This is a genomic window from Candidatus Symbiopectobacterium sp. NZEC135, from assembly GCF_025962695.1.
In genome coordinates this window covers 1-748 of the sequence record NZ_JAGFPF010001056.1, presented here as the reverse complement: position 1 = coordinate 748, position 748 = coordinate 1, and the positions used below count along the sequence as shown (strand labels likewise).

Below are 748 nucleotides of genomic sequence, written 5' to 3'. Positions count from 1 at the left end.
GATCACACGGGGAGGGGATGGCTTATCAGCAGGAATGGCTTCGAGGGGAGTCAGAGTTGTGGATTTATCCTCGCGGGTGCCCGGTACGGCATAACGGGGAGAAGCTGAAACATAACCCACCCGCTGCAGATAGCTGGTCCCTGAAAAAGCCGCTTCCGGCTGTTGTCCGGTATGGAAATTGCCGGAGTAATAGCAACTCAACGCTCTTTTCAGGGAACCGCCACGTTGGTAGCAGTCGCTGAGAATGCTTTCAAAAACTGACAAATTGGTACAGGGATCAAGCAGGTCAGAGGCCGTCACGCCGTAATGATGGAAATTGGTGCTGGTGATTTGCATCAGTCCCACAGAGTAACGGCGTCCCTGTGCCATAAGGCGGCGAATAATATGCTCAGCTTTGTCCCGGCTGGCGGGCTGATGGGAGATAACATTGTTATCTCCGAGGGCGCGAGTGGCCTTCGGGATAATTTCGGCGGTGGCATAAGGGTTAAAACCGGGTTCCACCCGTGCCACGTCGGGTGCAGTGGACGGATGAATGCTGGCGGCACACTGCATGGCCGCCGCCAGAAAGGCAGTGGTGGAAAGCATGATGGCCCCGGAATTGAATGAAGGCAACGTGCACAGTCAGTTGACCCGGCACGCTGCGGAGTAAGGAGTAATAAAGAAGGGTTAAAGCGCCGTTTCGCCGGGCTCCGCACTCTGTGGAAGATTGCTATCCTCCCGTGGCTCAAGCAGGACCAGTTTGCCGGAA

Annotated in this window: 1 protein-coding gene; it reads right to left on the bottom strand. The window is 55.7% G+C overall.

Annotated features, from left to right (window positions below; genetic code table 11):
* On the bottom strand, positions 1-585 hold a 585-nt coding region (locus tag J5224_RS32400), incomplete at its 3' end, for a lytic transglycosylase domain-containing protein (protein WP_264629044.1).
* Positions 586-748 lie beyond the last annotated feature (163 nt).